Source organism: Serratia sp. CY44782 (assembly GCF_052168715.1).
Lineage (GTDB): Bacteria > Pseudomonadota > Gammaproteobacteria > Enterobacterales > Enterobacteriaceae > Serratia > Serratia nevei.
The window spans coordinates 451,558-470,716 of record NZ_JBJNME010000002.1 but is presented as its reverse complement, the minus strand read 5'-3'; the positions used below and the strand labels follow the sequence as shown (position 1 = coordinate 470,716).

The 19,159-nt window shown below is 60.2% G+C and carries 24 protein-coding genes; 14 read left to right on the top strand and 10 right to left on the bottom strand.

The genetic code is table 11. The features are described from left to right. Window positions 1-56: 56 nt before the first annotated feature. From rnr to ACJ8HT_RS05715, 4 genes are all read left to right on the top strand, one after another. Window positions 57-2,531 carry a ribonuclease R gene (gene rnr, locus ACJ8HT_RS05730; RefSeq protein WP_197652817.1) on the top strand — a complete coding sequence of 825 codons (2,475 nt, stop codon included), beginning with the start codon at window positions 57-59 and terminating at the stop codon, window positions 2,529-2,531. A 61-nt stretch (window positions 2,532-2,592) separates the two neighbouring features. Continuing rightward, window positions 2,593-3,324 (top strand): 23S rRNA (guanosine(2251)-2'-O)-methyltransferase RlmB, encoded by a 732-nt coding sequence (gene rlmB / locus ACJ8HT_RS05725; RefSeq protein ID WP_038879203.1) that lies wholly within the window; start codon window positions 2,593-2,595, stop codon window positions 3,322-3,324. A gap of 117 nt (window positions 3,325-3,441) precedes the next feature. Next, window positions 3,442-5,070 (top strand): isovaleryl-CoA dehydrogenase, encoded by a 1,629-nt coding sequence (locus ACJ8HT_RS05720; RefSeq protein ID WP_197652816.1) that lies wholly within the window; start codon window positions 3,442-3,444, stop codon window positions 5,068-5,070. A 66-nt stretch (window positions 5,071-5,136) separates the two neighbouring features. After that, entirely contained in the window at window positions 5,137-5,535 is a 399-nt protein-coding gene (locus tag ACJ8HT_RS05715) for a DUF350 domain-containing protein (protein ID WP_015376394.1), read from the top strand. Here the strand turns inward: ACJ8HT_RS05715 and ACJ8HT_RS05710 are convergent. After that, window positions 5,532-5,807, bottom strand: a complete 276-nt coding sequence (locus ACJ8HT_RS05710; RefSeq protein ID WP_033638652.1) for a DUF1471 domain-containing protein — start codon at window positions 5,805-5,807, stop codon at window positions 5,532-5,534. The genes ACJ8HT_RS05715 and ACJ8HT_RS05710 overlap by 4 nt on opposite strands. A gap of 122 nt (window positions 5,808-5,929) precedes the next feature. Next, entirely contained in the window at window positions 5,930-6,238 is a 309-nt protein-coding gene (gene bsmA / locus ACJ8HT_RS05705) for a biofilm peroxide resistance protein BsmA (protein WP_197652815.1), read from the bottom strand. Between the two features lie 127 nt (window positions 6,239-6,365). Between bsmA and yjfP the strand changes: the two genes are divergently transcribed. Continuing rightward, window positions 6,366-7,118 (top strand): esterase, encoded by a 753-nt coding sequence (yjfP, locus tag ACJ8HT_RS05700; protein WP_197652814.1) that lies wholly within the window; start codon window positions 6,366-6,368, stop codon window positions 7,116-7,118. A gap of 123 nt (window positions 7,119-7,241) precedes the next feature. Further along, window positions 7,242-7,604, top strand: a complete 363-nt coding sequence (locus ACJ8HT_RS05695; protein WP_197652813.1) for a hypothetical protein — start codon at window positions 7,242-7,244, stop codon at window positions 7,602-7,604. Between the two features lie 96 nt (window positions 7,605-7,700). Here ACJ8HT_RS05695 and ACJ8HT_RS05690 read toward each other — a convergent pair whose 3' ends face one another. Further along, a complete protein-coding gene (locus tag ACJ8HT_RS05690) occupies window positions 7,701-7,967 on the bottom strand; it encodes a DUF1471 domain-containing protein (protein WP_038879189.1) in 267 nt (88 codons plus the stop codon). Beyond that, the gene (locus tag ACJ8HT_RS05685; protein WP_194573022.1) at window positions 7,964-8,185 is read right to left on the bottom strand and encodes a hypothetical protein; all 222 of its coding nucleotides are present in this window, start codon (window positions 8,183-8,185) and stop codon (window positions 7,964-7,966) included. Before ACJ8HT_RS05685 ends, ACJ8HT_RS05690 begins: the two co-directional genes overlap by 4 nt. Window positions 8,186-8,421: 236 nt before the next feature. Between ACJ8HT_RS05685 and rpsF the strand changes: the two genes are divergently transcribed. The 5 genes from rpsF (at window position 8,422) to ACJ8HT_RS05660 (ending at window position 10,335) form a co-directional block, all read left to right on the top strand. Beyond that, window positions 8,422-8,820, top strand: coding sequence for a 30S ribosomal protein S6 (gene rpsF / locus ACJ8HT_RS05680; protein ID WP_004933634.1), 399 nt, complete (start codon window positions 8,422-8,424; stop codon window positions 8,818-8,820). A gap of 8 nt (window positions 8,821-8,828) precedes the next feature. Beyond that, window positions 8,829-9,146 (top strand): primosomal replication protein N, encoded by a 318-nt coding sequence (gene priB, locus ACJ8HT_RS05675; protein ID WP_004933632.1) that lies wholly within the window; start codon window positions 8,829-8,831, stop codon window positions 9,144-9,146. A 4-nt stretch (window positions 9,147-9,150) separates the two neighbouring features. After that, a complete protein-coding gene (rpsR, locus tag ACJ8HT_RS05670; RefSeq protein WP_000135199.1) occupies window positions 9,151-9,378 on the top strand; it encodes a 30S ribosomal protein S18 in 228 nt (75 codons plus the stop codon). 39 nt (window positions 9,379-9,417) lie between these two features. Further along, window positions 9,418-9,870, top strand: coding sequence for a 50S ribosomal protein L9 (gene rplI / locus ACJ8HT_RS05665; protein ID WP_004933629.1), 453 nt, complete (start codon window positions 9,418-9,420; stop codon window positions 9,868-9,870). A 111-nt stretch (window positions 9,871-9,981) separates the two neighbouring features. Then, window positions 9,982-10,335 carry a DUF488 domain-containing protein gene (locus tag ACJ8HT_RS05660; RefSeq protein ID WP_197652812.1) on the top strand — a complete coding sequence of 118 codons (354 nt, stop codon included), beginning with the start codon at window positions 9,982-9,984 and terminating at the stop codon, window positions 10,333-10,335. Between the two features lie 3 nt (window positions 10,336-10,338). Here ACJ8HT_RS05660 and ACJ8HT_RS05655 read toward each other — a convergent pair whose 3' ends face one another. Continuing rightward, on the bottom strand, window positions 10,339-11,007 hold the full coding sequence (locus ACJ8HT_RS05655; protein WP_047729278.1) for an OapA family protein: 669 nt from the start codon (window positions 11,005-11,007) through the stop codon (window positions 10,339-10,341). A 267-nt stretch (window positions 11,008-11,274) separates the two neighbouring features. Here ACJ8HT_RS05655 and fklB point away from each other — a divergent pair, with 267 nt between their 5' ends. Further along, window positions 11,275-11,895, top strand: a complete 621-nt coding sequence (fklB, locus tag ACJ8HT_RS05650; protein ID WP_004933618.1) for an FKBP-type peptidyl-prolyl cis-trans isomerase — start codon at window positions 11,275-11,277, stop codon at window positions 11,893-11,895. A gap of 43 nt (window positions 11,896-11,938) precedes the next feature. Here the strand turns inward: fklB and ytfE are convergent, their stop codons facing one another. Continuing rightward, a complete protein-coding gene (gene ytfE, locus ACJ8HT_RS05645) occupies window positions 11,939-12,604 on the bottom strand; it encodes an iron-sulfur cluster repair protein YtfE (protein WP_194573023.1) in 666 nt (221 codons plus the stop codon). Between the two features lie 116 nt (window positions 12,605-12,720). Next, complete coding sequence (locus ACJ8HT_RS05640; RefSeq protein WP_197652811.1) at window positions 12,721-14,673, bottom strand: bifunctional 2',3'-cyclic-nucleotide 2'-phosphodiesterase/3'-nucleotidase; 1,953 nt, start codon at window positions 14,671-14,673, stop codon at window positions 12,721-12,723. Window positions 14,674-14,928: 255 nt separating this feature from the next. Here ACJ8HT_RS05640 and cysQ point away from each other — a divergent pair, with 255 nt between their 5' ends. After that, window positions 14,929-15,669, top strand: a complete 741-nt coding sequence (gene cysQ, locus ACJ8HT_RS05635) for a 3'(2'),5'-bisphosphate nucleotidase CysQ (protein WP_197652833.1) — start codon at window positions 14,929-14,931, stop codon at window positions 15,667-15,669. Window position 15,670: 1 nt separating this feature from the next. Here the strand turns inward: cysQ and ACJ8HT_RS05630 are convergent, their stop codons facing one another. Continuing rightward, window positions 15,671-16,228 (bottom strand): YtfJ family protein, encoded by a 558-nt coding sequence (locus tag ACJ8HT_RS05630; protein ID WP_025159587.1) that lies wholly within the window; start codon window positions 16,226-16,228, stop codon window positions 15,671-15,673. Window positions 16,229-16,558: 330 nt separating this feature from the next. Here ACJ8HT_RS05630 and ACJ8HT_RS05625 point away from each other — a divergent pair, with 330 nt between their 5' ends. Then, a complete protein-coding gene (locus tag ACJ8HT_RS05625) occupies window positions 16,559-16,765 on the top strand; it encodes a DUF1107 domain-containing protein (RefSeq protein ID WP_019453363.1) in 207 nt (68 codons plus the stop codon). Window positions 16,766-16,833: 68 nt separating this feature from the next. Here ACJ8HT_RS05625 and ACJ8HT_RS05620 read toward each other — a convergent pair whose 3' ends face one another. Beyond that, window positions 16,834-18,165: a hemolysin family protein gene (locus ACJ8HT_RS05620; RefSeq protein ID WP_049201431.1), complete on the bottom strand. Its 1,332-nt coding sequence runs from the start codon at window positions 18,163-18,165 to the stop codon at window positions 16,834-16,836. A 180-nt stretch (window positions 18,166-18,345) separates the two neighbouring features. Then, on the bottom strand, window positions 18,346-18,987 hold the full coding sequence (msrA, locus tag ACJ8HT_RS05615) for a peptide-methionine (S)-S-oxide reductase MsrA (RefSeq protein ID WP_049201433.1): 642 nt from the start codon (window positions 18,985-18,987) through the stop codon (window positions 18,346-18,348). Between the last annotated feature and the right edge of the window lie 172 nt (window positions 18,988-19,159).

Below are 19,159 nucleotides of genomic sequence, written 5' to 3'. Positions count from 1 at the left end.
GACGTTGAGAAGACAAGGCTCAACGTCATCCTGCTGATGACAACGGAGGAACCGCAATGTCACAAGATCCATTCCTGGAACGAGAAGCAGAAAAATACGAATCCCCTATCCCCAGTCGTGAATATATCCTGGCCCATTTGGCGAAAAGAGAAACCCCGGCCAGCCGCGAAGAACTGGGCAACGAACTGGGCCTCAGCGGTGAAGAGCAGCTGGAAGCGCTGCGCCGCCGCCTGCGCGCCATGGAGCGCGATGGCCAGCTGGTGTTTACCCGCCGCCAGTGCTACGCGCTGCCGGAACGTCTGGATCTGCTGCGCGGCACGGTGATCGGCCACCGCGACGGCTACGGCTTCCTGCGCGTGGAAGGCAGCAAAGACGATCTGTACCTGTCTGCTGAACAGATGAAAATGGCGATCCACGGTGACGTGGTGCTGGCGCAGGCCTTGGGCGCGGATCGCAGAGGGCGCCGCGAAGCGCGCATCGTGCGCGTGCTGGTGCCGAAAACCAGCCAGATCGTCGGCCGCTTCTTCATGGATGCCGGCACCGGCTTCGTGGTGCCGGACGACAGCCGTCTGAGCTTCGATATTCTGATCCCGGCGGACAGCGTCAGCGGCGCGCGCATGGGCTTTATGGTGGTGGTGGAGCTGACGCAGCGTCCGACCCGCCGCACCAAGGCGGTCGGCAAGATCGTCGAGATCCTCGGCGACAAGATGGGCACCAGCATGGCGGTGGACATCGCGCTGCGCACCCATGAGATCCCGCATACCTGGCCGCCGCAGGTGGAAAAGCAGGTGGCCGATCTCAGTGAGCAGGTGCCGGAAGCGGCCAAGAAGGGCCGCGTCGATCTGCGCAAGCTGCCGTTGGTCACCATCGACGGTGAAGACGCACGCGACTTCGATGACGCCGTGTACTGCGAGAAAAAACGCGGCGGCGGCTGGCGCCTGTGGGTCGCGATCGCCGACGTCAGCTACTACGTGCGCCCGCGCACCGCGCTGGACGATGAAGCGCGCAGCCGCGGTAACTCGGTGTACTTCCCGTCGCAGGTGATCCCGATGCTGCCGGAAGTGCTGTCCAACGGGCTGTGCTCCCTGAACCCACAGGTCGATCGCCTGTGCATGGTGTGCGAGATGACCATCTCCGCCCAGGGGCGCCTGTCCACGGCCAAGTTCTACGAAGCGGTGATGAGCTCGCACGCTCGCCTGACCTATAACAAGGTGTGGCACATTCTGCAGGGCGATCAGGAGCTGCGCGAGCACTATCATCCGCTGGTCAAGCACCTGGAAGAGCTGCACGCGATGTATAAGGTGCTGGATAAGGCGCGCGCCGAGCGCGGCGGCATCGCGTTTGAAACCGAAGAAGCCAAGTTCATCTTCAACGCCGAACGCCGCATCGAGCGCGTGGAGCCGACGGTGCGCAACGACGCCCACAAGCTGATCGAAGAGTGCATGATCATGGCCAACGTGGCGGCCGCGCGCTTCGTCGAGAAACGCAACGAGCCGGCGCTGTACCGCGTGCACGATCGTCCGAGCGACGACCACATCTCCGCGCTGCGCAGCGTGCTGAGCGAGCTGGGGCTGACGCTGGGCGGCGGCAACAAGCCGCAGCCGAAGGACTATGCGGTGCTGATGGATGAAGTGTCCGAGCGCCCTGACCACGAAATGCTGCAAACCATGTTGCTGCGTTCGATGAAGCAGGCGATTTACGATCCGGAAAACCGCGGCCACTTCGGCCTGGCGCTGGCGTCTTACGGCCACTTCACCTCGCCGATCCGCCGTTATCCGGATCTGGCGCTGCACCGCGCGATCAAATATCAGCTGGCCAAAGAACACGGCGAGCCGAAAGAGCGCTGGACGCCGACCGGCGGCTGGCACAGCGAATTCGAAGAGATGCTGCAGCTGGGCGAACATTGCTCGATGACCGAGCGCCGCGCGGACGAAGCGACGCGCAACGTCGCCGACTGGCTGAAGTGCGACTTCATGCAGGATCACGTCGGTGAAGTGTTCAGCGGCATCATCTCCAGCGTGACCGGCTTCGGCTTCTTCGTGCGCCTGAACGATCTGTTCATCGACGGGCTGGTGCACGTATCAACGCTGGATAATGATTACTATCGCTACGATAATATCGGCCAGCGCCTGATCGGCGAGTCTTCCGGCACGGTCTATCGCCTGGGGGATACGGTGGAGATCCGCGTGGACGCGGTGCATATGGACGAGCGCAAGATCGACTTCGCGCTGGTGTCCAGCACCCGCAAAGCGCGCGGTGAAGGCAAAACCGAGCGCGATCGCGCCAAGAAGGGCGGCCAGCGCACGCTGCGCGACAGCGGTAGCGCGGGGCGCGGCAAGCGCCGCGGCGGCAAACCGCCGGCCAACTTCGAGCCGGACAGCGCCTTCCGCAAGCAGGATGACGCCAAGCCCGCGGACAACGTGAAGAAGGCGAAGAAGAAAGCCAAGAAAGCGTCCGACAAAACGCGGAAAATCGCGGCGGCGACCAAAGCCAAACGCGCAGCCAAGAAGAAAGGTGCCGAGCAGGCTTAACCTGCCGCACATCGTTACCATCGGCCGGTTATCGCCGGCCGCACGAATTTAAAAGAGCATCATGAGCGAAATTATTTACGGCATTCACGCCGTCAAAGCCCTGTTAGAGCGCGATCCGCAACGCTTCCTGGAAGTGTTTATCCTGAAAGGCCGCGAAGATCGCCGCCTGCAACCGCTGATCGCCGAGCTGGAAGCGACCGGCATCGTGATCCAGGTGGCGAGCCGCCAGTGGCTGGATGACAAGGTTGAAGGCGCGGTGCACCAGGGGATCATCGCCCGGGTGCGCGAAGGGCGTCAGTATCAGGAGAACGATCTGCCGGGCCTGTTGGAGAGCGTGGAAACGCCATTCCTGCTGGTGCTGGACGGCGTGACCGACCCGCATAACCTCGGCGCCTGCCTGCGCAGCGCCGACGCTGCCGGCGTGCACGCGGTGATCGTGCCGCGCGACCGTTCTGCCCAACTGAACGCCACCGCCAAGAAAGTGGCCTGCGGCGCCGCCGAGAGCGTACCGCTGATCCGCGTGACCAACCTGGCGCGCACGCTGCGCCTGCTGCAGGAAATGAACGTCTGGGTGGTGGGTACCGCCGGCGAAGCCGACCATACGCTGTATCAGAGCAAAATGACCGGCCCGATGGCGCTGGTGATGGGCGCGGAAGGCGAAGGCATGCGTCGTCTGACCCGCGAACACTGCGACGAGCTGATCAGCATCCCGATGGCCGGTACCGTCTCTTCGCTGAACGTGTCGGTCGCCACCGGCATTTGCCTGTTCGAAGCGGTGCGTCAGCGCGGCTGATCCTCCTGACGGGGGCCCTGAGCCCCCGTTAATTCCCCCCTCTTGTGATCCCGCCTTCGGCAGAAATCTCTGCGCCGACCATACTTACTCCTGACGCTTTTCTCAGGGAGCACTCTCATGGTCTGGACTACGCACACCGTTTTTAACCAACCCAAGCCGCTGGGCAACAGCAACCTGTTTCTCTCCGATACGCCGCTGCGCGAAGCGTTGCAGCGCGAGCAGGGCGGCTGGGACGCCGAGGTATTGGCTTCGCTGGGCCAGCAGCTTGGCACCCAGGAGTCGCTGGAGCTGGGCCGCCTGGCCAACGCCAACCCGCCGGAGCTGCTGCGCTACGACGCCACCGGCCAGCGGCTGGACGACGTTCGCTTTCATCCCGCCTGGCATATCCTGATGCAGGGGCTGATCGCCAACCGGGTGCACAACCTGCCCTGGCAGGAGGATGCGCGCATCGGTTCCTTCGTGGCGCGCGCCGCGCGCTTTATGCTGCATGCGCAGGTTGAGGCCGGTACGCTGTGCCCGGTGACCATGACCTTCGGCGCTACGCCGCTGTTGCTGCAGGCGTTGCCGGTCGAGTTTCGCTCCTGGCTGACGCCGCTGCTGTCGGATCGTTATGACGCTCACCTGCTGCCGGGCGGGCAAAAGCGCGGCCTGCTGATCGGCATGGGCATGACGGAGAAGCAGGGCGGTTCCGACGTTTTGAGCAATACCACTACCGCCGCGCCGCTCGGCGCGCGCGGGCCGGGTGAAGCCTACCGGCTGGTGGGGCACAAGTGGTTCTTCTCGGTGCCGCAGAGCGATGCGCACCTGGTGCTGGCGCAGGCCGAAGGCGGGTTGTCCTGTTTCTTCCTGCCGCGCATTTTGCCGGACGGCAGCCGCAACGCCATTCGCCTGGAGCGGTTGAAAGACAAACTGGGCAACCGCTCCAACGCCAGCAGCGAAGTGGAGTTTCAGGACGCCACCGCCTGGCTGTTGGGGGATGAGGGTGACGGCGTGCGGCATATCCTGAAGATGGGCGGCCTGACCCGTTTCGACTGCTCGCTCGGCAGCCACGGCCTGATGCGCCGCGGGCTGTCGGTGGCGCTGTATCATGCGCTGCAACGGCAGGCGTTCGGCAAGCTCCTGATCGAACAACCGCTGATGCGCCAGGTTCTGGCGCGCATGGCGCTGCGGCTGGAAGGGCATACCGCGTTGCTGTTCCGGCTGGCCCGCGCCTGGGAAAGCCGCAGCAATGAGGGCGAACTGATCTACAGCCGCCTGCTGACCCCGGCGGCCAAATGCAGCATCTGTCGCCAGGGCATGCCGTTCATCGCCGAGGCGATGGAGGTGCTGGGCGGTATCGGCTACTGCGAAGAGAGCGAGCTGCCACGCTTGTATCGCGAGATGCCGGTCAACAGCATCTGGGAAGGTTCCGGCAACATCATGTGTCTGGACGTGTTGCGCAGCCTGCACAAGCTGCCGGGCGCGCTCGAAATGCTGCAGTTCGAGCTGCAGCCGGTGCGCGGCCAGAATCGCTTGTTCGATCACGCCTGGCGGCAGTGGCAGCAGCGTGCCCGGCAACCGCGTGAAGAGATGGGGCGGCTGCTGACCCAGCAGCTGTTCGACCTGTGCTGTGCCGCGCAGCTGCTGCAGCATGCCAGCCCGCAGATAGCCGACGCCTGGTGCCACCTGACGCTGGATCACCGCGGCGAGAGCCTGCTGTCGGCTGAGGTGTGCGAACTGCTGCTCAACCGCGCTATCGGCGGTTAGGGAAAAGGGTGGCGCGCGGCGGCGAAAACCTTTTTAATTCAGCCTCACTCTGACAGGAAAATGCACATGGATATTCTCAGCGCGTTGGCGGCGTTCGCCTCTTATTTCTTCAGCGGTTTCGCCATGATTTTGGTGTTTCTGTTCGTCTATACCCGCATCACTCCGCACGACGAATGGGCGCTGATCAAGGCCGATAATCAATCCGCCGCCTTTGCTTTCATCGGCGCTTGCCTGGGGTATGTGATCCCGTTGGCCAGCGCGGCGATCAACTCGATCAGCCTGCTGGATTACCTGCTGTGGGGCGTAGTGGCGCTGGTGGTGCAACTGCTGCTGTTCGCGGCCGTGAAGATCTACATGCCGCGCATCAGCGACAAGATCGAAGCGAACCACCTGGCCGCCGGGATTTTCCTGGGGGGCGTCTCCGTCAGCGGCGGCGTGTTGAATGCGGCCTGCATGAGCTACTAAAGGTATAAGATGGCCGAGGCGCGCCAGCCAAGCGGGTGCGCCTGTTCTTCCATCCGCAGGATGCGGTAATAGCTGGCGCCGTGTTGGCCGGCGGTGCGGGCGATGGCCTGCTCCGCCTCCTGCGGTGAACCGGGCAGATCGTTAAAGGTGATCTCGGCGATTTCACTGAGCGGCGTCACGCGATCGGCGGGCGCCAGCTCGGCGGACTGTGCGCCGGTGCTGAGCAGCCCTACTGAAAGCAGGAGGGAGGTGAGTGCGGTGGAGCGTTTCATGGCGTTCCCCTTCGTCAGATCCTGAATCGCACCCGCAACATGCGGCATGCTGTCTGACAGTGTGCAACACCCTACTTCAGCCTGTGCAAAGCCAGTGTAAATCTGCTTAAAAAATCCCCGCCTTACCGATACAGGATCGCCTGGGAATACCATTGGCCCGGCACGATGGTTTCGCTGTTCATGATGATCACGTAATACCGGGCGCCGGCGGCGGTGGCCTTGCGCTGGATCTCCGCTTCCACGTCCATCGGGCTGCCGTGCACCACGGCGGTGACGGTACCTATCTTCACCAGCTCGGCGGTCTGTGCGCGGACGATCTCCTGCGCCTGTGCGGTGGGCGGCGGCGGTGGTTTCGGCGTGGTGGTCATGATGCCGCAGGCGGAAAGCTGTGCGGCCAGCGTCAAGGCAATGAGTGTGCGGACAAGCGTCATGGTGACCTCGAAAGAGCCGGTACGATGGCTTCAGTGTAACGCAATATAAGCTGGAACAGATTGAGCTAACGCTGGCTGGCGCAAGTTTGTCATGATGAATGCCAACAGGTGCGTTGAGGATGAACGGATGATCGAAATTCATGACGAGCGGGCGGGCGATATTGCGGTGATCCATGCCGTCCCCGCAGGGCACTATCACCGGCCATTGCCGACGGTGTTCTTCTGTCATGGCTATACCTCGTCGAAAGAGGTGTACGCCTACTTCGCCTATGCGCTGGCGCGCGCCGGTTTTCGGGCGATATTGCCGGATGCCGATCGGCACGGCGAGCGGTTCGACGGCGATGAGGCGCGGCGTCTGGCCACGTTTTGGGAGATCCTGCGCAGCAATATCGACGAGCTGCCGCAGATCAAGGCGCATTTTGAGCGGCTCGGCCTGATTGTCGACGGGCGTATCGGCGTCGCCGGCGCCTCAATGGGCGGCATGACCGCGCTTGGCGCTTTCGCGCGCTTCCCGTGGATCCGGGCGGCCGCCAGCCTGATGGGTTCCGGCTATTACCGTTCGCTGGCGCAAACGCTGTTCCCGCCGTTGGACGAAGAGGGCGAGGCGCTCTCGCCGGCGGCGTTTGCGGCGCGAACGGCCGTGTTGGCGGAGTATGAGCTGGAAGGGCGTTTGGAGACGATCGCCGGGCGGCCGCTGCTACTGTGGCACGGGGAGACGGACGACGTGGTGCCGGCGGCGGACAGCCTGCGTTTGGCGGCTGAACTGCGGTTGCATGGCTCGGACGGCCGTTTGACCTCGCTCATCGAACCGGGGGTGAAGCATCGTATCACGCCGCTGGCGCTGTCCGCCACGGCCGACTTCTTCCGCCGCGAACTGTAATGCTCCGCCGGGCATGATGCAGGGAATTGCGCCGCTCTGTGCGGGCTGTTTCGGCCATCGTTTGGCCGAATGAAGGGGAAAATGTCTGCGTGAATTCTTTCAGGGCAGCAAGGAGCAGAGGGCATGATAAAAAGCATCGGCAGTACGGCCGGTTTAATGGGAACGATGAAAGCGCGCGCCGAGCTTAATTCAGCGGCCTTCAGCGAGATGTTGGGGGCCGCCGACGGCAAGGCGCGGCAAAACAAGGCGAATCCGCTGTCGCGCATCACCGCGCAGACGGTGCAAAACATGACGGCGCTGTTCGCCTCCGCGCCGAAAGCGGCAACCACTCACGCCGCAGCGGCCGATACGCTCTCGTTCGAACAGCGGGCGACCCTGACGGGCAGCGCCGAGCTGTTGCAAACGCGGACAAATTATCTGCAGATGGCGCTGCAATTACATAATCCGGGCAAGGCGTTCAGCATGCCGACGCTGCTCAAGCTGTGATGAGGGAAGCGGAGCGCCCAACGGGCGGCGCTCCGGTGCGGACTGAACGGGCTTTCTGATGAAGCCCTGGGGATTTCCCTGGCGTGGCGTGCGTTTTTAGCGGTACAGCTCGGCGCTGACGTGCATCGTGCTGTTGTCTCCCGGTTCGTGCAGGGCGATGATGCGATAAGAGCTTGCGCCGCGTTGATCGGCGATTTTGCTGACCTGGCTGCTGGCGTCATCCGGCGAAACCACGTTCTGGTTCAGGGTGACGAAGCCGACGCTCTGGCGTTGATCGGCCTGGTGCGAGGTGATCTCCGTTGCGGCCATTAGGTTGGCGGAAAACAGGGCGGCCAGCGCCGTTGCGAGAATGATGCGTTTCATAGTGCCTCTCTTAACCCTTTGCCGTTACGGCCTGACAGCGAATGTCGCTGCGGCAAAAAGTCATTTATCTGCATTGAATAACCTGAAATCTTTTTCGTCGCGCTGTCTGCGGCGGATATGGTTAATTTTAGTCCGTTGCGGCGGATTAAAAAGCGGGGGCTTTTGATGGCCTCTTTCAAAAAAAGTGAAATAGATTTGTGACTCAGCGCTGATTTCATTGAAAGATTTTTGAAACCGATGGATCGGCGTACATAGGTTCTCCCACGAGCAAATCGTGCTATTTCCCATAGCGCCTTGCATTAACGCGAATAAAACCCACGCAGTCCTTGAGTTTCCCGCCCTGCGTCAGTATGATTACGCGTCATTTTTCAGCCGCACACTAAACACGTTCCTTGCTTCCATGGGCCGCGGTTGACCCTGACAGGAGGCTGAATAATCCGTAAGGAGCAATTCGATGCGTCATTACGAAATCGTTTTTATGGTCCATCCTGACCAAAGCGAACAGGTTCCGGGCATGATCGAGCGTTACAGTGCTACCATCACTAACGCGCAAGGTCAGATTCACCGTCTGGAAGACTGGGGCCGCCGTCAGCTGGCTTATCCGATCAACAAACTGCACAAAGCTCACTACGTTCTGCTGAACGTTGAAGCGCCGCAGGAAGCGATCGATGAGCTGGAAACTAACTTCCGCTTCAACGACGCCGTTATCCGCAGCATGGTTATGCGCGTTAAGCACGCGGTAACTGAAGCATCTCCGATGGTTAAAGCGAAAGACGAACGTCGTGGCGATCGCCGCGAAGACTTCGCTAACGAAACCGCAGATGATGCAGATGCTGGGGATTCTGAAGAGTAATTGCCGCCGTGACGGCTAATCGTCTGGTTTTGTCGGGCACTGTGTGCAAGGCGCCGGTTCGAAAAGTGAGTCCTTCCGGGATACCGCACTGCCAATTTGTGCTAGAGCACCGTTCGCAGCAGACGGAAGCCGGATTCAGCAGACAAGCATGGTGCCGAATGCCCGTGGTTGTCAGCGGACAACAGTCACAAGCACTAACTCAAAGATTAACGGTCGGCAGTCAGATTACCGTGCAAGGCTTTGTAAGCTGCCATCAAGGGCGCAACGGGCTGAGCAAATTGGTTCTGCATGCCGAGCAGATTGAATTGATAGATTCTGGAGACTAGCCAAATGGCACGTTATTTCCGTCGTCGCAAGTTCTGCCGTTTCACCGCGGAAGGCGTTCAAGAGATTGACTATAAAGACATCGCTACGCTGAAAAACTACATCACCGAAAGTGGTAAAATTGTACCGAGCCGTATCACCGGTACTCGTGCAAAATATCAGCGCCAGCTGGCCCGTGCTATCAAGCGCGCGCGCTACCTGTCTTTGTTGCCGTACACTGATCGTCATCAGTAATCGGCCACTGTCCATTAACGACTTTGAGAGGATAAGGTAATGCAAGTTATTCTGCTTGATAAAGTAGCAAACCTGGGCAGCCTGGGTGATCAAGTTAACGTTAAAGCGGGCTACGCTCGTAACTTCCTGGTACCACAGGGCAAAGCTGTTCCTGCTACCAAGAAAAACGTTGAGTTCTTCGAAGCACGCCGTGCTGAACTGGAAGCCAAACTGGCTGACGTTCTGGCTGCTGCTGAAGCTCGCGCAACCAAGATCAACGAACTGGGTTCAGTCACCATCGCTTCCAAATCTGGCGACGAAGGTAAACTGTTCGGCTCTATCGGCACCCGCGACATCGCTGACGCAGTGACTGCGGCAGGCGTTGAAGTTGCCAAGAGCGAAGTTCGTCTGCCGAACGGCGTTCTGCGTACTACTGGCGAGCACGAAGTGCACTTCCAGGTACACAGCGACGTGTTCGCACAGCTGAATGTAGTTGTGGTTGCAGAAGCGTAATTTACGCTGCTGTTAACCCGGTTAAAACGCCAGCCTCGCGCTGGCGTTTTGCTTTTCTGCGCCCGGCAAAACGCGCTACGCTTGAAGACGGGATAAAAAGGAGAGCGTGCGATGGCAAAGATTACGCTACAGCGGGTTTACGATTTCAGCGCGCCGGCGCCGGAACACTGTTATCTGATAGACAGGCTATGGCCGCGCGGCATCAGCAAGGCGCGGCTGACGGGCGTGCAGTGGCTGAAACAGGTGGCGCCGGATGATGAGCTGCGCAAGTGGTTCCATCAGCATACCGACCAGTGGGCGGTCTTCGAGGAGCGTTATCGCCAACAGCTGGCGGCCAACGATGCCTGGCAGCCGCTGGTGGCGCTGTTACGGCAGGGGCAAGCGCTGACGCTGCTGTATGGCAGCAAAGATACCGAGCACAACCAGGGCGTGGTGCTGCGCGAGTTTTTGCTGGCGCAGCTGTAGGGATTAGCGTTCCCGGCGGTAGCTGCCGTCGGCCTGGCGGCGGAACAGCGCCTGGCTGTTGTCCACCGTGGTGACCGACAGCGCGTTAATCACGCCGTTGGCGTCGCGTTCGATGCGCACTTCCTGGCCGGCTTTCATGTTGCTCAGCGGCTTGTCGCCGCCTTCCACCTGCGCCATGGCGAACACTTCATTCACCGGCAGATTGTTGTCGCGAAACAGCTGGGCCAGGGTCTGGCCGGGCTGGATCTGATAACGCTGCCAGTTGCCCGCCGGCGTTGGTTCGTTGGCAGACGTGGTGCCGCCGTTTTGCAGATCGGCCTGCAGCGGCACGCTGGTTTCCTGCTGGGAAACCGGGAACGGCTGTCTTTCGGGCGAGTACGGCCACAGCAGGGCCAGCAGCAGGATGATGCCGAAGATCAGCACCCAGCGGCGGTGGAAGTAGGGCAGCGGCTCCATCCAATGGAAACCGTCCGGCAGATGCCAGACTTTGGCCAGCAGCGCTTTGACCTGCTGCATTTTGTCGTTGGCCGGCGGTGGCTCCGATGGCGGTTCCGCGCCTTCAGACGTGGGTGCGGCGCCCGGTTTCAGGCGCTGGCTGACATTCAGCCAGGTGCGCAGCAGCGGCTGGTAGATGCGGGTGGTTTTCCTTCTCCTGGGCGCGATTCTGCCCATGGTGACCTCTCTTCGACGGCGTAGTAATTAGCGCGGCGCGGCAAGCGCCTCGCCTGCCCGATATCCTGCTTTCAGTATAGTCCGCTAACTGATTGAAGCGAAAGGCAGCTGAGCGGCAGAACCGCGGTTTGCGGCTGCGGGCGTTAACAGAAGGTTATTGTTTCTTTTTCTACGACAAAAGTCATCATTCTCCACACAAGATTTTACCCGGCATTGACGCGCTGTTATGCTGCGCTTTCGACTTTTTACAGACTTAAGGAAAACCCCATGACAACCCCTTCTTTTGACAGCGTTGAAGCGCAAGCAAGTTACGGGATTGGTTTACAGGTCGGCCAGCAGCTGCAAGAGTCCGGGCTGGAAGGTTTGCAACCGGAAGCTTTGCTGGCGGGCCTGCGTGACGCGCTGGAAGGGAATGCCCCGGCGGTTCCGGTAGACGTGGTGCACCGTGCGCTGCGTGAAATCCACGAGCGTGCGGACGCGGTGCGCCGTGAGCGCCAGCAGGCGATGGCCGTTGAAGGCCAGAAATTCCTGGACGACAACGCCAAGCGCGACGACGTGACGTTGACCGAGTCCGGCCTGCAGTTCTCCGTGCTGGAGCAGGGCAACGGCCCAATCCCGTCCCGTCAGGATCGCGTGCGTGTGCACTACACCGGTCGTCTGATCAACGGTGATGTGTTCGACAGCTCGGTCGAGCGCGGTCAGCCGGCAGAATTCCCGGTCAGCGGCGTGATCCCAGGCTGGATCGAAGCGCTGACCCTGATGCCGGTCGGCTCCAAATGGCAGCTGTATATCCCGCACAACCTGGCCTACGGCGAGCGTGGCGCAGGCGCGTCCATCCCGCCGTTCAGCGCGCTGGTGTTCGACGTCGAACTGCTGGAAATCCTGTAATCCCACCGAGGATTGCTCCGGGCGCCTTCGTGGCGCCCTTATTTTATGCGCCGCGCAGCGCGCGCGGGAACAGCAGATTGTTTTCCAGGCTGATGTGCTCCATCAGATCGCCGATGAACTCGTCGATGCCGGTGTACAGCGCTCGCCAGGTGGTGCAGGCACCCTCCGGCGGCGTGACGTTATCGGTGAGGAACTTCACCACTTCCAGCTGTTCGCCCGCCTCGTCATGTTCATGCTCCATCACCGAGATCGGTCCGGCGGCCTGCGGCCCCATGCCCTGTTTGATCAGCGGGAACAGGATCTGCTCCTCTTTCATCATGTGATTCTCCAGATCCAGGCGGATCAGGTTCAGCTGCTTCGCCAGTCCGCGCGGACAGGTGGGCTTGTCGCCGTGCACGCGTTCGACCTTTTCCGCCATCAGCACCAGTTCTGCCAGCTGCTCGCGGTGCCGCTGATGAAAGCGCGGAAGGATGTAATCGATCACCTCACCGAGCGGCGCCGTGCGCCAGTCCCGGCTTGGCTCCGGCGTGGCGGCGAGTGCAGCCAGCGCGTTCTCCAACTGGTCGATGTCCAGCCCTTTGCGCTCGGCGGCGCGTGCCAGCGATTGCCGGCCGCCGCAGCAGAAATCCAGCTGATGCTGGCGAAACAGACGGGATGCCCGGGGAATGGCGATCGCGAGCGCGCCAAGGGATTGATTGCGGTAATCCATGGTAGTGCCTCTTTAAACGAAGGAATTTTATAACATGCATTTTAAATGCAATTTAAAGGGCGCGCCAGCGGGAAAATCGAAGAGGAGGTGGCCGGGGTGAGGCTCCGGCCGGGTGATTATTTCGCGCTGAGATCGATGCGATACACCGCGAAGCCGATGCGGTCATTGCCCTCGGCGGTCATCGGATATTGAGCGTGCTCCTTGATAAACGCCGTCGCTTTGTCCGACGGCGAGGTCTCGAAGCGGATATCCAGCGGCTGCTGGCTGCTGAAGGTTGCCAAACGCCAGTTGTTGTCCGCCTGCGGATGCACCGCACCGTGCCGCTGGGTTTCGGCGCTGATGTAGGCCGCCAGCACTGAACGGTTCTCATCCGGCGAAGCGAAGGCGATGTGTTTGTCGCCGGTGCCGGCAAATTTGCCGCCGTAAGCGCGGTAGTTGTTGGTGGCGACCAGGAAGGTGGCGTTCGGATCGATCGGCTTGCCGTTGAAGGTCAACTGCTTGATGCGCTCCGCCTTATCGTTGATCAGCTGGCATTCACCGTCGTAGCGCGCCGGCTGGCTGACGTCGATCTGGTAGTTGACGCCGTCGATCACGTCGAAGTTATAGGTGCGGAAGCCGTCCCAGTTGATCAAGCCCTGCGGCTTGGCGCTGTTGACGTCGATCTGGTTGAACTGGCCAGCGGAACACTCCAGCCACTCTTTCACCTCTTTGCCGCTGGCCTTCACCACTACCAGGGTATTGGGGTAGAGATAGAGATCGGCGGCGTTGCGGAAGGTGAGCTGGCCTTTTTCCACTTCGACGAAGCTGGCCGGATCGTTCTTGCGGCCGCCGACCTTGAACGGCGCCGCCGCCGACAGCACCGGCAGATCGGCTAGATCCGGATCGCCCTGAATATAATGTTCGACGTAGGCCTTTTGCGCATTGTTGACGATCTGCACCGTCGGATCATCCTGCACCAGCGCCAGGTAGCTGTACATGTTGCCGTCGGATTTGCCGATCGGCTGGCTGACGAACTCGCGCGTGCCCTTGTGATCGTCCGCCAACACTTTCACCAGCGCGGCGTCTTCCGCCGCCAGCGATTTCTTGTTCTCTTTGTCGTAGATCGGCCGTGCTTCCGCTTTGGCGGCGGTCACTTTCCAGCTACCGCTATCGTTGTTGAGCTGCAGGTCGACCACGCCGAGATGATCGCCCCATTGGCCCGGCATCACCGCCGGTACGCCGTTCAGCAGGCCCTTATCGATATCCGCGCCTTTGATGTTGGCGAAGTCTTTGCTCGGGAACACCGCATGGGCGTGGCCGAACATGATGGCGTCGATGCCCGGTACCTGGCTGAGGTAGTAGACCGAGTTTTCCGCCATGGCCTTGTAAGGTTCGCTGGACAGCCCGGAATGCGGGATCGCCACCACCAGATCGGCGCCCTGTTTACGCATTTCCGGCACGTAGCGTTTGGCGGTGGCGGTGATGTCGTCCACCGTCACCTTGCCCTGCAGGTTAGCCTTGTCCCACACCAGGATCTGCGGCGGCACGAAGCCGATGTAGCCGATGCGCAGCGTATGCGCCTTGCCGTCGCGGTCTTTCACCTGCGTATCGACGATGATGTACGGCGTGAACAGCGGTTTTTGCGTTTTGGCGTCGATGACGTTGGCGTTGATATACGGGAACTTGGCGCCGGCGATGGCGTTCTTCAGGTAGTCCAGCCCGTAGTTGAATTCATGGTTGCCGATGTTGCCGACCACATAGTCCAGCGTATTCATCGCCTTATAGACCGGATGCACGTCGCCCGGTTTCAGTCCCTTGGCCGCCATATAGTCGCCGAGCGGGCTGCCCTGAATGATGTCGCCGTTGTCCACCAACACCGCGTTGGCGGCCTGCTGGCGCGCCTGCTCGATCAGGCTGGCGGTGCGCACCAGGCCGAATTTATCGGTCGGCGTGTCCTTGTAGTAATCGAAGTCCATCATGTTGCTGTGCAGGTCGGTGGTTTCCAGCACGCGCAGGTCGACGGTGGCCGCCTGCGCCGAGGCGCACACCAGCAGCACAAGCGCGGACAGCGTCAGGGGATGCTTCATCATTTTGGGCTCTCTCCATTCCATTATTCGAGTGTTATCGCAGAGGGAAATGTAATTAACATTGCTTGCCACAGCAAACTGTGAAGTTTGGCAGAAAACGGCGGCAGGTAACGCGGGGAAGTTCACAGTTGTGCCCAACAAGATCTGAGGAATTCCCGGGGGTTAGCCGGTTGAGATGGATATTCGGCGTAAAAAAAACTAGTCTGCTAGCAGAGACAGGGGGAAATTTCCCACGGAGATGCAGAGTTGAGGTGCATGATGTTAGAGCGAATTTGCCAACTGTCCCGCGAGGCGGGGGCGGCGATCATGGCGGTGTACGACGGTGAACAACCGCTTGATGTCGCACAGAAAAAAGATGATTCACCGGTGACGGCGGCCGATCTGGCGGCACATCACATCATCAAGCGCGGCCTGGCGGCGCTGACGCCCGAGGTGCCGCTGCTGTCGGAAGAAGATCCGCCGGCGTGGGAAGAACGCCGCAGCTGGACGCGCTACTGGCTGGTCGATCCGTTGGACGGCACCAAAGAGTTCTTGCACCGCAACGGTGAGTTCACGGTCAATATCGCCCTGATTGAAGACGGGCAGGCGGTGATGGGGGTGGTGTACGCCCCGGCGATCGACGTGCTGTATCTGGCGGAGCGCGGCAAGGCCTGGAAAGAAGAGAAGGGCGTGCGGCAGGCGATCGGCGTCAGCAACGCGCATCCGCCGCTGGTGGTGGTGAGCCGCTCGCATATCGACGACGAACTGAAAGACTATTTGCAGCAGTTGGGTGAGCACCAGACCGTGTCCGTCGGCTCCTCGCTGAAGTTCTGCCTGGTGGCGGAAGGCAAGGCGCAGCTCTATCCGCGCTTCGGGCCGACTAACATTTGGGATACCGCCGCAGGACATGCGGTGGCGGTGGCCGCCGGGGCGCAAATTCACGATTGGCAGGGCAAGCCGTTGCTCTATACCCCGTGTGAATCTTTCCTCAACCCCGGCTTCCGGGTGTCGCTGTTCTGAGTTAGTTCGCCAACAGCTGGTGCAGCTTGGACATCACCTGCTGCACCTCTTCCGGCGTCAGCGCGCCGTCTTTGGCGAACTGAATGCGCCCTTGCTTATCCAGCACCACAATAGCTGAGCCTTTCGGCTGCAGATCCCAGGCCTTACGCACGTTGCCGTCGCTGTCGACGATAAACTGCGACCACGGGAACTCCTTCTTGCTGTCCTCAATGCTGCTGCGCACGAACATCGCGGTGCCCATCAGGGCATCGTCGGTGTTGACGATTGTCGTCGTTTGGTAACGATCGTGTGGTAGCTTCGCCTTCTTGATCGCTTCAATCAGTGGGTCGTTCATGTCTTTGGCGGAGCTGCGGCCGGCAATATGTTGTATCACTCGCACTTTTCCACTGAGCTGCGCGCTGTTCCAGTTCTGGTAGCTAAAATTACCGTCAGCGTAATTGAGCTCTCCTTTGTCGCTGACGCCGACCGGCGCTACGCGCTGCTGGAGCTGGAAGTTGTGCGCGGAAGCGAAAAGCGGGGCGAGCAGCAGGGATACCATCAGCATGCGACTTGTTTTCATGCTTTCTCCTTGTAATGAGTGGAATTTGTGCGACAGCACTTCGACAGCCTAAAGCATAGGATGTGATAAGAGGTCTGTCCTGTTAACCGGATCGCAGATTTTCCCTTGGTTCGCTAATCATCAGATTTTGAAGGGATATACTGAAAACGTTATAAATTATCATATACAATTCTGTCAAAAAGTGTAAATCCAGCGTAGATCACCGGGCAGAAGTGAACGTTCTGGTCTTTACTGGGTCTACTACATGCAATCAAGTTGCGTTCTGAATTTCGAGGCTGCCACCTTTGGCGGCTCGCTGAGCGCATGGATCAACGGGAGGAGCGTAAAAGAATGAGAATCTTCCAGCGTTATAACCCTTTGAAAGTGGCAAAGTACGTTAAGACCCTGTTTCGCGGAAGGCTGTATATCAAGGACGTGGGCGCATTTGAATTCGACGAGGGGAAAATCCTGCCGCCGAAGATTCGTGACAAGCGCCATTTCAGCGTGATGTCTGAAGTAAACCGCCAGGTGCTGCTGTTGCAGGCCGAGTTTGGCTGAACACTGCGCTGACAGCGGTAAAAAAAATGCGGCCCCGATGGGGCCGCTGATGTTTTTGCCGGCTGGCGTCAAGCCGCCGGGGTGTCTTCCGGGGCTTTCGGCAGAACCGCCGCCGGTTTGTCGCTCAGCCGGGTGACCAGCAGCTGGTCTATCTTGTAGCTGTCGATATCCACCACTTCGAACTTGTAGCCGGCGTATTTGACGAAGTCGGTGCGTTTCGGGATCTTGCGCAGCATATACATCATAAAGCCGCCGATGGTCTCGTAGTTGCCCGCCTGCGGGAACTCGTCGATGTCCAGCACGCGCATCACGTCGTCGATCGGCGTGCCGCCCTCAATCAGCCATGAGCTTTCGTCGCGCGCCACGATCTGCTCTTCCTGGCCTTGGCCAACCAGATCGCCCATCAGCGTGGTCATCACGTCGTTAAGGGTGATGATGCCCACCACCAACGCATATTCATTGAGGATCACCGCGAAGTCTTCGCCGGCGGTCTTGAAGCTTTCCAACGCTTCGGACAGCGTCAGCGTATCCGGCACGATCAGCGCCGAGCGGATCTGCACGCCGCTGCTCAGCACCAGGCTCTGGTTGCCCAGCACGCGGTTCAGCAGGTCTTTGGAATCGACGTAGCCGACCACCTGATCGATATGGCCGTCGCACACCAGGAACTTGGAGTGCGGATGGGTCGAGACCTTCTCCTTGATGCTCTCTTCGCTTTCGCGCAGGTCGAAGTACACCACGCTTTCACGCGAGGTCATCGAAGACGGCACGGTGCGCGATTCCAGTTCGAACACGTTTTCAATCAGCTCATGTTCCTGCTTGCGCAGCACGCCCGCCAGGGCACCGGCTTCCACCACCGCGTAGATGTCGTCGGAGGTGATGTCGTCCTTACGCACCATCGGCAGCTTGAACATGCGGAAGATCAGGTTGGCCATGCCGTTGAAGAACCACACCAGCGGGCGGAAGATCATGATGGAGAAACGCATCGGGTTGATGATCCGGACGGCGACCGTCTCTGGTGCAATCATACCGATGCGCTTCGGGGTCAAATCGGCGAACAGGATAAACAGGCTGGTCACCAGCACGAAGGAGCAGATGAAGCTGACCTGTTCCGCCAGTTCGGGCGACAGGAAACGATCGAACAACACCTTGAAAGTGGGAGAAAACGCCGCATCGCCGACGATACCGCCGAGGATGGCCACGGCGTTCAGGCCGATCTGCACCACGGTGAAGAAGATGCCTGGGGTTTCTTGCAGTTTAAGCACTCTGGCGGCGTTGACGTTACCTTCGTCCGCCATCAGCTTCAGTTTGATCTTGCGCGAGGCGGCCAGAGAGATTTCCGACAGTGAGAAAAACGCACTCACCGCGATCAGAAAAAGAATCAGTAAAATACTGTTTAACATAATCTATCCATACGTGCCGACGGGATGCCGGCGCTCTTGAGGAAGGGTAGTACATAGTAAAAAAAGCAGCGATAACAACCAGAAGGGAAGCTATCGGGCCGCAGAAGCGGCCCGCATAGTATAGCAGTTGCCCCACAGGGGCCGCCAGCGGTTAAAAAAGTGCCGCCGGCCGGCATCGGATTAGCCCTGCGGCGGCAGGCAAACGCCGATGCCACCCAGCCCGCAGTAGCCTTCCGGATTCTTGAACAGGTACTGCTGATGATCGTCCTCCGCGTAATAGAACGGCAGCGCCGGCGCGATCTCGGTAGTGATGATGCGCTTGTCGCCCGCCGCGTCCATCGCCTGCTGGAAACGCTGCAGGCTGCTTTCCGCCTCGGCCTGCTGCTCCGGGCTCAGCGTGTAAATCGCCGAGCGGTACTGCGTGCCGACGTCGCCGCCCTGGCGCATACCCTGCGCCGGATCGTGATTTTCCCAGAATACCTGCAGCAGCTGTTTGTAGCTGACGACCTGCGGATCGAACACCACGCGTACCACTTCGGCGTGGCCGGTCTGGCCGCTGCACACTTCGCGGTAGGTCGGGTTCGGCGTGTAGCCGCCGCTGTAGCCGGCGGCGGTGCTGTAGACGCCCGGCTGCTGCCAGAACAGGCGCTCAACGCCCCAGAAACAGCCCATGGCGAAGATCGCCACTTCCATGCCTGCCGGCACCTGGGTCATCGAGTGTTCGGTGACCACGTTGAGCGTTGCGACAGGCATTGGCGTGGTGCGGCCAGGCAGCGCGCTTGCCTTATCGACGGTTTGTGATTTATCAAAAAATGGCACCACGGTTGACTCCTGTTGTCACAGTAAGAATTGACCCTACATGGGGGCGGTTCGGTTGTATCTCACCGCGTCTTTGCCCACAATAAGTGGCAAGTTGGGTTTATGTATAAGCTTAACGCAGTATTTTGAGCGCCAAAAGTGAAGAATTCGCCTGTTGCGCGGCGGTGGCAAAGCG